General features: G+C 68.1%; 15 protein-coding genes. 7 read left to right on the top strand and 8 right to left on the bottom strand.

The genetic code is table 11. The features are described from left to right. Position 1 precedes the first annotated feature (1 nt). The 3 genes from accB to AC5P7R_RS08605 form a co-directional block, all read right to left on the bottom strand. Positions 2 to 481: an acetyl-CoA carboxylase biotin carboxyl carrier protein gene (gene accB, locus AC5P7R_RS08615; RefSeq protein ID WP_019660824.1), complete on the bottom strand. Its 480-nt coding sequence runs from the start codon at positions 479 to 481 to the stop codon at positions 2 to 4. 58 nt (positions 482 to 539) lie between these two features. Next, on the bottom strand, positions 540 to 983 hold the full coding sequence (gene aroQ / locus AC5P7R_RS08610) for a type II 3-dehydroquinate dehydratase (protein ID WP_019660823.1): 444 nt from the start codon (positions 981 to 983) through the stop codon (positions 540 to 542). A 319-nt stretch (positions 984 to 1,302) separates the two neighbouring features. Next, positions 1,303 to 2,031 (bottom strand): DOPA 4,5-dioxygenase family protein, encoded by a 729-nt coding sequence (locus AC5P7R_RS08605; protein WP_164144688.1) that lies wholly within the window; start codon positions 2,029 to 2,031, stop codon positions 1,303 to 1,305. A gap of 166 nt (positions 2,032 to 2,197) precedes the next feature. Between AC5P7R_RS08605 and AC5P7R_RS08600 the strand changes: the two genes are divergently transcribed. Then, on the top strand, positions 2,198 to 3,025 hold the full coding sequence (locus AC5P7R_RS08600) for an isocitrate lyase/PEP mutase family protein (protein ID WP_206621894.1): 828 nt from the start codon (positions 2,198 to 2,200) through the stop codon (positions 3,023 to 3,025). A gap of 32 nt (positions 3,026 to 3,057) precedes the next feature. Here the strand turns inward: AC5P7R_RS08600 and AC5P7R_RS08595 are convergent, their stop codons facing one another. Next, positions 3,058 to 3,591 (bottom strand): hypothetical protein, encoded by a 534-nt coding sequence (locus AC5P7R_RS08595; protein WP_227854149.1) that lies wholly within the window; start codon positions 3,589 to 3,591, stop codon positions 3,058 to 3,060. Between the two features lie 125 nt (positions 3,592 to 3,716). On the opposite strand from AC5P7R_RS08595, the gene AC5P7R_RS08590 reads away from it, so the two are divergent. Continuing rightward, complete coding sequence (locus AC5P7R_RS08590; protein ID WP_019660820.1) at positions 3,717 to 4,313, top strand: NAD(P)H-dependent oxidoreductase; 597 nt, start codon at positions 3,717 to 3,719, stop codon at positions 4,311 to 4,313. A gap of 16 nt (positions 4,314 to 4,329) precedes the next feature. After that, positions 4,330 to 4,923 carry a TetR/AcrR family transcriptional regulator gene (locus AC5P7R_RS08585; RefSeq protein WP_227854150.1) on the top strand — a complete coding sequence of 198 codons (594 nt, stop codon included), beginning with the start codon at positions 4,330 to 4,332 and terminating at the stop codon, positions 4,921 to 4,923. Between the two features lie 13 nt (positions 4,924 to 4,936). On the opposite strand, the gene AC5P7R_RS08580 is transcribed toward AC5P7R_RS08585, so the two are convergent. Then, positions 4,937 to 5,719, bottom strand: coding sequence for a D-alanyl-D-alanine carboxypeptidase family protein (locus tag AC5P7R_RS08580; protein ID WP_019660818.1), 783 nt, complete (start codon positions 5,717 to 5,719; stop codon positions 4,937 to 4,939). 132 nt (positions 5,720 to 5,851) lie between these two features. Here AC5P7R_RS08580 and AC5P7R_RS08575 point away from each other — a divergent pair, with 132 nt between their 5' ends. Then, positions 5,852 to 6,418: a GIY-YIG nuclease family protein gene (locus tag AC5P7R_RS08575; protein ID WP_021203266.1), complete on the top strand. Its 567-nt coding sequence runs from the start codon at positions 5,852 to 5,854 to the stop codon at positions 6,416 to 6,418. 7 nt (positions 6,419 to 6,425) lie between these two features. Here AC5P7R_RS08575 and AC5P7R_RS08570 read toward each other — a convergent pair whose 3' ends face one another. Beyond that, positions 6,426 to 6,569, bottom strand: coding sequence for a hypothetical protein (locus AC5P7R_RS08570; protein ID WP_019660816.1), 144 nt, complete (start codon positions 6,567 to 6,569; stop codon positions 6,426 to 6,428). Positions 6,570 to 6,667: 98 nt separating this feature from the next. On the opposite strand from AC5P7R_RS08570, the gene AC5P7R_RS08565 reads away from it, so the two are divergent. Continuing rightward, complete coding sequence (locus AC5P7R_RS08565; RefSeq protein ID WP_227852513.1) at positions 6,668 to 7,567, top strand: LysR substrate-binding domain-containing protein; 900 nt, start codon at positions 6,668 to 6,670, stop codon at positions 7,565 to 7,567. A 34-nt stretch (positions 7,568 to 7,601) separates the two neighbouring features. Here AC5P7R_RS08565 and AC5P7R_RS08560 read toward each other — a convergent pair whose 3' ends face one another. Further along, positions 7,602 to 8,318: a transporter substrate-binding domain-containing protein gene (locus AC5P7R_RS08560; RefSeq protein ID WP_111097635.1), complete on the bottom strand. Its 717-nt coding sequence runs from the start codon at positions 8,316 to 8,318 to the stop codon at positions 7,602 to 7,604. 81 nt (positions 8,319 to 8,399) lie between these two features. On the opposite strand from AC5P7R_RS08560, the gene AC5P7R_RS08555 reads away from it, so the two are divergent. After that, entirely contained in the window at positions 8,400 to 8,771 is a 372-nt protein-coding gene (locus tag AC5P7R_RS08555; protein ID WP_031270116.1) for a VOC family protein, read from the top strand. 65 nt (positions 8,772 to 8,836) lie between these two features. Here AC5P7R_RS08555 and AC5P7R_RS08550 read toward each other — a convergent pair whose 3' ends face one another. Beyond that, positions 8,837 to 9,676, bottom strand: a complete 840-nt coding sequence (locus AC5P7R_RS08550; RefSeq protein WP_329866118.1) for an arylamine N-acetyltransferase family protein — start codon at positions 9,674 to 9,676, stop codon at positions 8,837 to 8,839. A gap of 203 nt (positions 9,677 to 9,879) precedes the next feature. On the opposite strand from AC5P7R_RS08550, the gene AC5P7R_RS08545 reads away from it, so the two are divergent. Beyond that, positions 9,880 to 12,417: a methyl-accepting chemotaxis protein gene (locus AC5P7R_RS08545; protein WP_206621889.1), complete on the top strand. Its 2,538-nt coding sequence runs from the start codon at positions 9,880 to 9,882 to the stop codon at positions 12,415 to 12,417. Positions 12,418 to 12,480 lie beyond the last annotated feature (63 nt).

Raw genomic sequence — 12,480 nt, 5'->3', positions numbered from 1 at the left:
CTCAGCCGATCACGAACAGCGGCTGGTCGAATTCGACCGGCTGGCCGTTCTCGCCGAGGATGGCGACGATGGTGCCGGACGTGTCGGCTTCGATCGGGTTGAACATCTTCATCGCTTCGATGATGGCCAGGGTCTCGCCTTCCTTGACCTGCTGGCCAACGGTGACGAAGGCCGGCTTGTCCGGGGCGGACGAGGCGTAGAAGGTGCCGACCATCGGCGAGCGCAGCACGTGGCCTTCCGGCAGTGCCGGGCCCGGCTTGGCGGTGCCGCCGGTGGAGGCTTCGGTCGGCGACTGCATCGGCATCGCCTGCGCCGCCGGAGCGGCCGGAGCGGCATACACCGGGGCGGCGACCGGGGCGGCGTAGCCGGCCACCGGCGCGCGCGACAGGCGCACCGACTCTTCGCCTTCCTTGATTTCGATCTCAGCCAGGTTCGACTCTTCCAGCAGGTCGATCAGCTTCTTGATTTTGCGCAGATCCATGAGGGCCTCTTTGGTTTCTTCTAGGTGAGGAGAGCGCCGTGGGCGCCCGGGTCGACAATCAGGTGGCGGATACCCGCAGCAGCGCCGCGTCCATCGCGTAGCGGTAGCTGTCGGCACCGAAGCCGCACACCACGCCCATCGCCTTGTCGCTGAAGTAGCTGTGCTGGCGGAACGGTTCGCGGGTATGCGGGTTGGACAGGTGGATTTCGATGAACGGCACCGCCACCGCCGCCAGCGCATCGCGCAAGGCCACTGAGGTGTGGGTGAACGCGGCGGGGTTGATAAGGATGAAGGCAGTGCCGTCGTTGCGTGCGGCCTGCACGCGGTCCACCAGTACATGCTCGGCGTTGGACTGCAGGCTCTCTACGGCGTGCCCGGCGGCCGAGGCCTGGGCAACCAGGGCCTGGTCGATGTCGGCCAGCGTGGTGTGGCCGTAGACCTCCGGCTCGCGGGTGCCGAGCAGGTTGAGGTTGGGGCCGTGCAGGACCAGCAGCTTCGCCATGGGATCCGGAAGACGGGAAAGGGCGGCAGTCTGGCGGAACCGGCGGATGCTGTCCAGTTCGGCGAAGTTTGCAGCGTTTCAATCGACCGTTTGAAATCTGCGGAAGCGCTTGCGGCCCTATGCGGGGCGGCGGATCAAGGCGCGCTGAATGCCGTGCGGGCGGGGGATGGATGCACGTAGGCCGACGATGGCGGCAAGGGCCACGCCGGGGGATCCGCGCCAAGCGCGGGCGACGGGGCCGGCGGTCAGTAGATCCACGCCATGCGTGGATGAAGGAAGTTCCATATGCAGCAAGCTACGCACCCACCGGAAAGGCGGGTCAGGTCTCCAGCGGCACCGTCGGCACCACGTTTGGGAACACCTCTTCCAGCGGTTCCGGCTGCCCGGGCTTCGGCGCCGGCCAGTTGTAAGCATTGACCGGCTGCGCGCGGTTCACCCACAACGCGTAATACAGATGATCGGCGCGGCCGTCCCCGGTGTTGGGATGGATCAGGATGGTCAGGCCCAGGCTGTTGAGCTGCAGCCAGGGCACCAGCACGGGGAGCAGGTCGTTGGTAAAGCCGAAATAGAACGAGGGCGTGACATGCGGCCCACGCGGCTCAAGGTTCCAGTTGCCCAGCTCCACCGGGAACCGCTCGGCGGCCCAGCGCCGTAGCAGCGCGGCCTTTTCGAAGCTGTCCTCATCGAAGTAGATGTGAGCGTGATAGCTCTTGATGTCGGTGTAGGCGCGTGGGGTCACGGGCAGGGTGGCCTCGCCGGGACGCACGCTGGCCGGGCGCGGGGTCGGTTCGCTGGCCGTGGCCTGGCCCCAGGGGCTGCGCCCTTCCGGTGCTGGCGGCACGATGGCCCGGAAGCCGGGGCGGCCAGGCTCGGTGGTGTTCACCGCGTCGTTGCCGCGCGGTGCTGCGGCGGCGGTCGAGGCACTGGCCAGGCCGCCAGCGGCCAGACCCGCCGAAGCGATCAGGCGTCGGCGTGCGGGCGAGAGCAGGTCGGCCCAGTGGGTGTCATCGTCGCCGGCATCGGTGAGGGTCTGCGGGTCCGGGTGCATGAAGGGCTCCGTGGCGGCATCGTGTGGGCAGGCAAGCACGCTCGGGCACCCGCATCCACAGCGTCCAATAAGCAGGGGGCATCACCTCATGCAGGTGCGCCCCGTTGTCGTTGAGCGTGGCCGCTGGGCGGGCTAGGGTGCAGGTCTGCCGCCCCGGAGCCCTTCCATGATCTCGCCCGATGCCGACACACAGCAAAAGCGCGCGTTTTTCCGCCAGCTGCACGCGCAGGGTTGCTTCGTGCTGCCCAATCCGTGGGACGTGGGCAGCGCCCGCTACCTGCAGCGGCAGGGCTTCCAGGCACTGGCCACGACCAGTGCCGGCTGCGCCTGGAGTGAAGGGCGGCCGGATGGGGCGGTTTCGCTGCAGGCCACACTGGAACATCTGCGGCTGATGGCGGCCGCGACACCGCTGCCGTTGAACGCCGATTTCGGTGATGGCTTCGGCGCCACGCCACAGGCAGTGGGCGAGGCGGTGGCGGCGGCCATCGACACCGGTATCGCGGCGCTGTCGATCGAGGACGCCAGCGGCGTGGCCAATGCGCCGCTGCGGCCGATCGGGCAGGCGGTCGAGCGACTGTGTGCAGCACGTGCGGCCATCGACCGCGCGGGGGGCGATGTGCTGCTGGTCGCGCGGGCCGAGAATTTCTTCGTTGGCGTGCCGGATCTGGAGGACACCCTGCAGCGCCTGCGCGCCTATGCCGAGGCCGGCGCCGATGTGCTGTATGCACCGGGCATCAGCACGCGCGAACAGATCAGCGCGGTGGTCGCCGCCGCGGGCTCGAAGCCGGTGAACCTGCTGGTGGGTGGACCGACACCGCTGAGCCTGCAGGACATCGCCGCACTCGGCGTGCGGCGGGTCAGCCTGGGCGGTGCGCTGGCGCGAGCTGCGTGGGGTGGGTTGATGCAGGCGACCCAGCCGATCGTGCAGGATGGACGCTTCGATGGCCTGCAGCAGGCGGCGTCCGGGTCTGCCTTGAACGCGTTGTTCCGGTAGCCCGCGCCCTGCATGGCGGGAAGGGCCGGCGACTACAACGCCTCGATCTCACGCTTGGGCAGGATCACGCCGGGTTCCAGCGCTGGCAGCAGCTGGCGAAGCAGGCGTGGATTGTCCTGCAGCCCCGTGCCGTCCAGATACGTCCACCCGGAACCGCCAACGCGGCGCACGGCCACCATGAACGTGGTGCTGCGCATCGGGGTTTCACGCACCCGTACCAGGGATTGGCGTGGCACGAAGCAGACTTCTTCCTCCCCGGCCGCATAGGTCCGGGTCGGCACACCGACATCTTCGCTGATGACCACCACGCCGCCGCTGTGCTGCTTCTTCAGCGCATCGTGGGTGATCGCCTGGAAGGCCTCATCGCCGCCGGCCAGCCGCTTGAGGCTGGGATGCGTACGCTCGATGAGGAAGTCCGCATCGCCGCGGGCGTAGGCAGTCATCAGGGCGCGCACATCATCGCGCAGGGCCTTCGCGTCACTGGGACTGAGCTCACCCGCGAAGGCGGATGGCAGCAACAGCGACAGCAGCAGCGTCAGTATCGTCAGGGGCAGGCGTCGATCCATGTCCGGGTGTCCCACAGGGCATCGCTGCACTATACGTTGGACGCGAAAACAGCGTCCCATCGGTGGCGCTGGTTTCCCCGGAATCGATACTTACCATTGGTAGGTATTGATGTCTGGAGATCCCCATGCACAGCCTCATTGTCATCGCCCACCCTGAGCCCGGTTCACTGACCCACGCGATGGCGCGTCGCATCGGTGATGCCATTGCCGCGGCCGACACCGGCAACACCGTGGCCTATGCCGACCTGATGGCCGAAGGCTTCGATCCGCGCTTCAACCCGCAGGACCAGGCGTTGTTCCGCAGCACCGGCGCGGTACCCGCCGATGTCGCTGCCGAGCACGCGAGGCTGGATGCCACCGATACGCTGGTGCTGGTGTTCCCGTTGTACTGGTGGTCGTTCCCGGCGCTGCTGAAAGGCTGGATCGACCGTGTGTTCACCAACGACTGGGCCTACGCACAGGATGCGCAGGGCAGGCTGGTGAAGAAGCTGCAGCGCCTGAATGTGCATCTGGTGGCGCTGGGCGGCGCCGACGCAGCCATGGTCGAACGTCGTGGCTACGACGCGGCAATGAGGACGCAGATCGACATGGGCATCTTTGACTATTGCGGCGCACGCGTGCTGTCGTCCGACCTGCTGTTGGACGCCGATACCGGTGCCGCTGAGGCGCATCTGCAGACCGCGCTGGCGATCGGCCGTAAAATCGGTGTTCCGATGCGCTGATCGCCGTGCTCCGCCGATGCTCGCCAACGCCACCCCCACGCGCCGCCGAATGACCCGGGAGCAACGCACCCGCCAGTTGCTGGATGTGGCCTGGGCACTGGTTCGCGGAGAAGGTACCGGAGCGTTGACGCTGGGGCGGCTGGCCGAGGCGGCGGGCGTGACCAAGCCTGTGGCCTACGATCACTTCGTGACCCGCAATGGCTTGCTGGCGGCGCTCTACGATGACTATGACGGACGCCAGACCGTGGTCTTCCACGAGCGCATCGGCCGCGCCCGGGCGCAACTGGTCGATCGGGCGGCGGCCATCGCCTCCGGTTACATCGACTGCGTCCTCAGCCAGGGCAGCGAAGTGCAAGGCATCCTCGCCGCGCTGGTGGGGGCGCCGGAACTGTATGAGGTGCGACGGCGCTACCAGCAGGATTTCATCGACAACTGCCAGGTCTGGCTGGGCCCGTTCGCAACCGGCGGCACGGTGTCGCTGGCGGGGCGCTGGGCCATCCTCGGTGCGGCTGAAGCCCTTTCAGAGGGTGTTGTTGCCGGCGCGTTGGACAAGGCCGGTGCCGTGGCCGAGCTGCAGCGGCTGATCGTGGCGACGGTCAAGCGGCGCTGAGCCGCACGAGCGGTCAGCCGCCGGCCAGAGCGGCGAATCCCGCGGCCAGCCGGTCGCGCACCAGTGCGTCGCGCGCGTCGCGGCTTGCAGAGCCCAGCACCACGGTGATCAGCCGTACCGGCTGGTCCCGCCCGGGTACTGGCCGGCACGCGGTGGCGGCCAGGCAGAAGCCTGCGGCCTGGGTGTAGCCGGTCTTCAAGCCGTCCACGCCGTCTTCGCCGAGCAGGGCGTTCTGGTTGCTGCGGTTGAAGCTGCCATGGGCGAACGCGCGCTGCGCGGTGATCGCCAGGATCTGCGGATGATCGTTCAACAGGCGGGCGGCCAGCACCGCCATGTCGCGCGCGCTGGAGGCATGGTGCGGTGTGGTGATGCCCGACACGCTGGCAAAACAGGTGCTGCCCAGCCCGAGCTGGCGTGCGTGCCGGTTCATGCGTTCCAGGAATGCCGCCTGCGATCCGTCCAGGTGGCGCGCGATCGCCAATGCAGCGTCATTGCCGGAAACCACCATCAACCCTTCCAGCAGGCGCGCCAGGGAGATTGTCTCGCCGGGCACCAGGCCCATGCGCGTTTCATCGTCGGCGACCGCATGCACGTCGTCGGCGGCGATGGGGACTTCGTCGTCCCACGAACGCCCGCGCTCTTCCACACATTCGTAAGCCGCATAGGCGGTCATCAGCTTGGTCAGCGAAGCCGGTTGCCTGGCGATGTCCGCGTTGTACTGGTGAATCACCGCAAAGGTGGCAGCTTCCAGAGTGATGGACGAGGCCGGTAGGGGGGCAGGTGCAGCAGAGGGCATGGCGGCGGTGATGACAGCGACAGCCAGCAAGGATAGTCCGCAGCGGCTGCATGAAGCCGCACTGCCCAAGCGCCGCAGTGCACACGGTAACGCCCGGTTGCGCCCGGGCTGTTGACGAGGCAGCCTGCGCACATGCAATCGGATATCCGCATCGACGGTCGTGTCTTTGCCTATGTCTTCCCCTGTGCGTGGGAAGACTACGCGAAGATCGGCTTTTCACGTGATCCGCTCGGACGCATCAGCGCATTGCACCGGCGCTGGTTCGAGTTCTTCGACCTCGACGCCGGTGCACTGGTGGAAGCGGAAAGCGAGCGCGATGCGCGGGATCTGGAGCTGCAGTTGCGTTCGCCGTTCAAGGCGCACCGCGCACCGGCGCCGATGACGGTCCAGGACAAGGCCGGAGGCCACACCGAGTGGGTACGTGGTGCCAACCAGGCGTTGTTGCTCGCGGTTGATGCGTTGGGCGAACAGGGCTATCGCTGTTTCCCGCTGAAGGCATGGCTGCGGGCTGCGCTGCGCGTGCGCATGGACCGGCTGCACGACTGGGCGGCGGTGCAGCTTCCGGAAGAGGAAGGCCTGCGGATGCCGGGCGGCCCCGGCGAGGGTGTGCTGCGGGACACCCTCGACGGTTGTCGGGCATTGGATATCGATCCAATGCCGTGGCTGCCTGAACACGTCCAACGCTGGTATGCAGGTTGAAGAGCGTTCAACGGGTTCGCGGCCGCTGAACCGGCGTGGCCGGTTGCGGCGCGCGCGGCGGAGCCGGTGTGGACGGGCCGGCCAGCTGGCGTGCCAGCTCGGCGCTGGCCACGTGGCCGTGCAGGAACAACAAACCGCCGAAGATGTTCATGAGCGCGCCTCCACTTGAGTGGATTGCACGATACGGGCAGCATGAAGCGGCAAGAAGCGACATTTCCGCAAGCGTGACGTGAGAGGATTTCAAGCCTGATGTCTCGTGCTCCGCTCCATGCCCTGCAGGGCTTCGTGGCTGCCGCCCGGCTGGGCAACCTGTCGCGTGCGGCAGCGTCGATGAACCTGACCGTCAGCGCGCTCAGCCATCAGATGCGGCAACTGGAAGAGCGGCTCGGGCAGCCGCTGCTGATCCGCCAGCCGCGGGGTGTCTCGCTCACCCTGGAGGGACAGCGCCTGCTCGACCAGGTGGGGCCGCACCTGGATGCGATCAACGAAGCCTTCCAGCCCTATGCGGCGCGTGCCGAGCACGTGCTGACGATCAGCGCGGTGCCGTCGATGGCGTCGGCGTGGCTGGTACCGCGCCTGGGTCATTTCGTGGCTGAGCACCCACAGATCGAGATCAACCTGCAGTCGAGCGAGCGCCTGGTCGATTTCGAGCGGCAGCGCCAGTTCGACGCCGCGCTGCGTCTGGGCAGCGGGCAATGGCCGGGCCTGGTGGTGGAACCGTTGTTCGATGAATGGCTGCTGCCGATGGCCAGCCCGGCGCTGATCGAACGCATGGGAGGGATCGAGCGCGTGCCGCTGAACCAGTGGCCGCTGCTGGGTGATCCGGACGGCGCCTGGGGCGCGTGGTTTGCATTGAGTGGGCAGAGTGCGCCGGCGCGGTTCGTGGCGGTGCTGGATGATTCGGAGGCGCACCATCGCGCCGCTTTGGACGGCGTGGGCGTGGCCCTCGGCCGAGTGACGCGGGCGAGGCTGCTGCTCGACTCCGGCCAGCTGGTCGCACTGTCCAGCCAGCGCCTGAAGACGGCGTGGCCGCATTGGTTGGTGTACCCGCAGCGCTCGGCCAGCCATCGCGGCTTCCTCGCCTTCCGCGACTGGTTGCACGCGCAGGCTGCTGAGCATGTGCGACACATGGCAGACGCGCATTTGTAGAGTCGAGCCATGCTCGACTGCATGTGTCCCGCAGTCACCGCACCAGCGTGACCGCCTGCCCGCCACGCGCGAACGCTTCCTCCAGCAACGGGCCCGCCTTGATCGCTTCCACTTCCTCGAACAGCGCCCGCAGTGCATCGGCGGGGCGCGAGGCCGGCGCCGCGACCGCCTGCTGGATCACGGTGAAACGGTCGGCCAGCACCCGATGGCCGGGATGTGCCTTCGCCCAGGCCGCCAGCGGCTGACGCACACCGGCCGCGGCATCCAGGCGCTGCTGATCGAACAGGGTGATGGCCGCCGCCGACGTCTCAGCTCGCTCGATCATCGCCTGGCGCAGTTCACGGCTGAGAAACAGGTCGTAGGCTGCACCGCGGCCCACCGCGATGCGCAGCCCCTCGCGGTCGAGGTCGGCCACCTGCTGCGCAGGGCTGTCCTCGCGCACCAGGTAGGTGCCTTCGATCTCCACATAGGGGGCGCTGAAGGCGATGCGGTCGGCACGCGCCGGATCGATCGCCAGGAAGGCCAGATCCCAGGCATCTTCGGCGGCCGCGGCAACCACCGAGGCTGCGGCGTCGTGGCAGGTGAAGCGGGCCTGCACGCCCATCCGTTGCGCCAACGCGGTCGCCAGTTCCAGTGATGGACCGCGCGGTGAGCGCGCATCGCCCTGTGCCAGCACAGGGTTGCCCAGGTTGATCGCCACGCGCAGGAAGCCGTGCGGTGCCAGCGTACGTCGATGGTCGGACAGGGACATGCAGGACTCCGCGCTGAGGGCGCTCCCAGCATGCCATTGCTGCCCTGCAAGGGGCTACCAGTGTCCGGTTATGCTGCGGACATGAACCCCATCCTGCACGTCGAGATACCGGTCACTGACCTGGCCCGGGCCATCACGTTCTACCAGCACTGGCTGCAGGTGGCGGTGGACGAACCGATCCTGCAGCACGACTGCCGGATGGCCTACCTGCCGTTTTCCGATGAGGCCGCCGGTGCCAGCATGGCGCTGGTGCGGGGGGCCGACTATCTGCCCTCCGTCCACGGTGCGCGCATCTACATCGGCGTCGATGACCTGGAGGTGAGCCTGGAGCGTGCACTGCAAGCGGGCGCTGCGCTGCGCTTCGGACCGGCCGACGCGGGCGACTGGCGCGTGGCCGAGATCTTCGACAGTGAAGGCAACCGTATTGCGCTGCAGGCGCGCGCGGTTGCGTAGAGCCGAGCCCATGCTCGGCTGCTGTTGACCCAGCAGCCCAAGCTCAGCCGAGCATGGGCTCGGCGCTACAAGGTTGCGGCGCGCGAGCGCTGCAGCCAGTCATTGATCGCCGGGTCAAGCCGCGGGTCTTCGGGCAACTGCATGCCGAAGCGTTGCTGCAGTACCTCGCGCACGTCGCCCACATCGTGCAGCGGACGCTTGTCCGGTGCCTGCCCGGGGCAGTACTCGGTGTAGTTGCCGCTGCCGATCGTGCGGCGCCAGGCCGGCCCGGTCAGCGATGCGCGCAGCTGGCCGGGGAAGCTGGAATCGGGATGGGTGCATACGTACCAGTTGCCCACCACGTTGTCGATTGGTGCCGGCGCCTGCAGGTCGAACCGATACATCGCCCGCCAGCCATCGTGGGACTCGGCCGACAGCACGAAATCACCGTTGCCAGGCAGTCGGCGCAGCAGGTAGCGCTCGTGCGGCGTGGCCTGTGGCTGCGGATCATGCAGGCGCAGCGGCACGGTCGGGGTCAGGCTGCCGAAACCGGCATCCACCAGCCAGTCATCGCCGTCCACCTGCACGCGCAGCAGCAGGTGGGTGCGTGCGGTCAGTTCGCCGTCCTGGGCGGCCAGCAGCACGCGCGCGCTCAACGGCTGTGCATCGAAGCCCAGCGCCTGCAGCAGTGCCAGCAGGCCGCCATTGAGTTCGAAGCAGTAGCCGCCACGACGGTCGTCGAGCAGCTTGCGCTGCACGCTGTCCAGGTCGATCGGTACTGCATCGCGCAGCAGGCAGCTGAGGGTTTCGAACGGCAGCAGTGCGTTGTGGCGCTGCTGCAGCAGGGTCAGGCCCGCCAGCGTCAGCGGTGGCGGTGCATCCAGCTGCAGGCGTTGCAGGTAGCGGGGGACATCGAGCGTCGTCATGCGCGCGCCGGACGGGGGAGGGAGATCTACTGTGCTCCCCCAACCGGGGTTGAGGTCAAGCATTGCGCGGGTGTCATCCCCCTGTCGCCTGTGCCGGGTACAAAGGCCGCGTCCGCCAGCAATCGGTGGGAGTGGACCAGGAGCGCCCTAAAGTTGTCCTGAGTCAGGCCGATACAGATGCGTCTTTTCGCCTGGAGTCTGTCATGTCGGCCGTTGTCTCCCACCTCCGGTCCCTGCGCACGCGCCTTGCTGCGTTGCACTCGGCGTCCCCCGGGCTGCTGCGCTGGCTGCAGCCACATCGGCTCAGCGTGGCCAACAAGCTCAAGGCCACACTGTGGATCTGCGGCCTGGGCCTGGTGGCGATCGCTGCTGTCTACGCCTGGACTGGCCATGCCAACGCACTGGCTGCGCGCAGCCAGGCCAGCTACCAGCGCGGCAGCGATCTGGCTGCCAGTCTGTCCACGCGGGTGGCCGAAGCGCGTCGCCTCCAGGCCCAGTACGCACGCAGTTTCGATGATGCCGACCGCGCGCAGCTGTTGGCCACGCAGAAGGCGTTGCAGACCGATCTGCAGGCGCTGCGCGCGATGCCGATGGATGCTGGCCGGCGCAAGGCTCTGCAGGCGCTGACCGAAGCCGCCGACGCGTTCTCGCAGGGTGTGGCCGCCCTGTTCGAACGGGTCGACGAGATGGGCCGTGGTGATGCCGGCCTCGCTGCGCAGCTGCAGCAGGCCGCCGACACTCTGCAGGCGCAGGTGGATGTGCAGCAACGGCCCGCGCTGGCGCTGTGCCTGCAGAAGATGCGAAGGCAGGAGGCACTGCTGCTGCTCGACGGTGATTCCACCCACGCCGACCGCGCCAGCGAGGAGAAGCTGCCGTTCGACCTCGCGCTGGCGGGCCTGCCTGCGGATGTGCAGGACACCCTACGCACCGGGATGGAGGCGTATCAGGCCGCATTGCTGGGGTATGCCGCTGCCCGTGTCGGCCTGGATGTGGAAGCGCAGTCGCTGCTGGGTGCCGCTGCGGACGTAGCGCCTGCACTGGCCGCATTCCAACGGGCGCAGGTGGCGGCGCTGGCCAGGGCGCAGGCACGCCAGCAGGCCGGCGCGCGCACCATGAGCGTGCTGTTCGCACTGACCCTGCTGCTGGTGGCCGGCGTGCTGATCACCAGCCTGGTGCTGGTGCTGCGTGCGGTGCGCCGGCCGATCCAGGACACCCTGCGCTTCGCCAGCGACATCGCCGACGACCGCCTCGACACCACCCTGCGCGTCTACAACGCCAACGACGAGATCGGCCAACTGGCCCAGCGCCTGGTCGACATGCAGCAGCGCCTGCGCGCGCGCATCGAGATCGAGCGTGCGGTGGCCCGCGGCAACACCCGCGTGCGCCAGGCATTGGATAGCGCGCAGACCGGCCTGATGGTGATCGATGCGGAAGGGCAGGTCGCCTACGCCAACCCGGCATTGCTGCAGCTGCTTGAACTGCCGAACGAAGCGCTGGTGGGCAGCGACGCGGTACGCCTGCATCCGGCGTTGGCCAGCCTGGCCGGCGTACGCCAGCGCGAGGAGCGCGAGATCGGCCATGCCGGCGTGCGCTACCAGCTGATCGCCAATGCCATCACCGACGAAGGGCATTTCCTCGGCGTGGCAGTGGAGTGGCGCAGCCGCGCGCTGGAAACGCTGCTGGAAACCGAAGTGGCAGCACTGGTCGACGCCGCCGCACATGGCGACCTGCACGGCCGCATCGCGCTGGAGGGAAAACAGGGCTTCGTGCGCACGTTGTCGACCAGCATCAACCGCCTGCTGGCGACCTTCGAGACCAACCTCGGCGATCTGCAGGCGCTTCTGGCGGCGCTGGCCCGTGGTGACCTCAGCGTGCGCATGGAAGGTGAGCTGCAGGGCGTGTTCGCACGCATGCGCGACGATGCCAACGCCACGGTCGCGCAACTGGGCCGCATCGTCACCCGCATCCAGCAGGCGACGTCCAGCCTCGACACCGGTGTGGGTGAGATCGTTGCCGGTCACCATGATCTGTCGCAGCGTACCGAACAGCAGGCGGCCAACCTGGAAGAGACGGCAGCGTCGATGCACGAGTTGACCGACACCGTTGGCCGCAATGCCGATGCCGCGGGCCGCGCCGATGCCTTGGTGCAGGGGGCGGCCGCGGTGGCCCAGCGTGGTGGCGAGGCCGTCGGCCAGGTGGTCGCAACCATGCATGGCATCAGCGAGGCCTCGCGGCGGATCGGCGACATCACCCAGCTGATCGATGGCATCGCTTTCCAGACCAACATCCTCGCGCTGAATGCCGCGGTGGAAGCCGCGCGCGCAGGTGAGCAGGGCCGCAGCTTCGCCGTGGTGGCTGCGGAAGTGCGCCTGCTGGCCCAGCGCAGTGCCGAAGCGGCCAAGCAGATCAAAGGACTGATCGAGGATTCGGTGGCGCGTGTTGGCCAGGGCAACCAGCAGGCCGAGCAGGCGGGCATCACGATGGGCGAGATCGTTGGCAGCGTGCAGCAGCTGGCCGAGCTGCTGGCCGGTATCCGCAGTGCATCGCAGGACCAGCATGCCGGCATCGCGCAGGTGAAGCAGACCATCGTGCAGATGGAAGCCAGCACCCAGCGCAACGCCAGCCTGGTGGAAGAGGCTGGTGCCTCCACCGCGCAGATGCAGGCGCAGGTACACGCGCTGGCCGAAGCGGTGGGCGCGTTCCAGTTGCAGTCGATGCCACAGGCGCGCGCTGCGGCCTGATCCTGCTCTGGTAGTGCCGGCCGCTGGCCGGCACGCCCTGATCATGCCGGCCGGCGACCGGTA

Source organism: Stenotrophomonas sp. YJH_SMC_27, from assembly GCF_059369815.1.
This window is presented reverse-complemented; position numbering and strand designations above follow the sequence as displayed.

Excerpts from the sequence above, each read along its gene's own strand:
- AC5P7R_RS08555 (WP_031270116.1), top strand. The coding sequence starts at position 8,400 with ATGAACCCCATCCTGCACGTCGAGATACCGGTCACTGACCTGGCCCGG.
- AC5P7R_RS08545 (WP_206621889.1), top strand. The coding sequence starts at position 9,880 with ATGTCGGCCGTTGTCTCCCACCTCCGGTCCCTGCGCACGCGCCTTGCT.
- AC5P7R_RS08580 (WP_019660818.1), bottom strand. The coding sequence starts at position 5,719 with ATGCCCTCTGCTGCACCTGCCCCCCTACCGGCCTCGTCCATCACTCTG.
- AC5P7R_RS08570 (WP_019660816.1), bottom strand. The coding sequence starts at position 6,569 with ATGAACATCTTCGGCGGTTTGTTGTTCCTGCACGGCCACGTGGCCAGC.
- AC5P7R_RS08565 (WP_227852513.1), top strand. The coding sequence starts at position 6,668 with ATGTCTCGTGCTCCGCTCCATGCCCTGCAGGGCTTCGTGGCTGCCGCC.
- AC5P7R_RS08585 (WP_227854150.1), top strand. The coding sequence starts at position 4,330 with ATGCTCGCCAACGCCACCCCCACGCGCCGCCGAATGACCCGGGAGCAA.
- aroQ (WP_019660823.1), bottom strand. The coding sequence starts at position 983 with ATGGCGAAGCTGCTGGTCCTGCACGGCCCCAACCTCAACCTGCTCGGC.
- AC5P7R_RS08560 (WP_111097635.1), bottom strand. The coding sequence starts at position 8,318 with ATGTCCCTGTCCGACCATCGACGTACGCTGGCACCGCACGGCTTCCTG.
- AC5P7R_RS08575 (WP_021203266.1), top strand. The coding sequence starts at position 5,852 with ATGCAATCGGATATCCGCATCGACGGTCGTGTCTTTGCCTATGTCTTC.
- AC5P7R_RS08605 (WP_164144688.1), bottom strand. The coding sequence starts at position 2,031 with ATGCACCCGGACCCGCAGACCCTCACCGATGCCGGCGACGATGACACC.
- AC5P7R_RS08600 (WP_206621894.1), top strand. The coding sequence starts at position 2,198 with ATGATCTCGCCCGATGCCGACACACAGCAAAAGCGCGCGTTTTTCCGC.
- accB (WP_019660824.1), bottom strand. The coding sequence starts at position 481 with ATGGATCTGCGCAAAATCAAGAAGCTGATCGACCTGCTGGAAGAGTCG.
- AC5P7R_RS08550 (WP_329866118.1), bottom strand. The coding sequence starts at position 9,676 with ATGACGACGCTCGATGTCCCCCGCTACCTGCAACGCCTGCAGCTGGAT.
- AC5P7R_RS08595 (WP_227854149.1), bottom strand. The coding sequence starts at position 3,591 with ATGGATCGACGCCTGCCCCTGACGATACTGACGCTGCTGCTGTCGCTG.
- AC5P7R_RS08590 (WP_019660820.1), top strand. The coding sequence starts at position 3,717 with ATGCACAGCCTCATTGTCATCGCCCACCCTGAGCCCGGTTCACTGACC.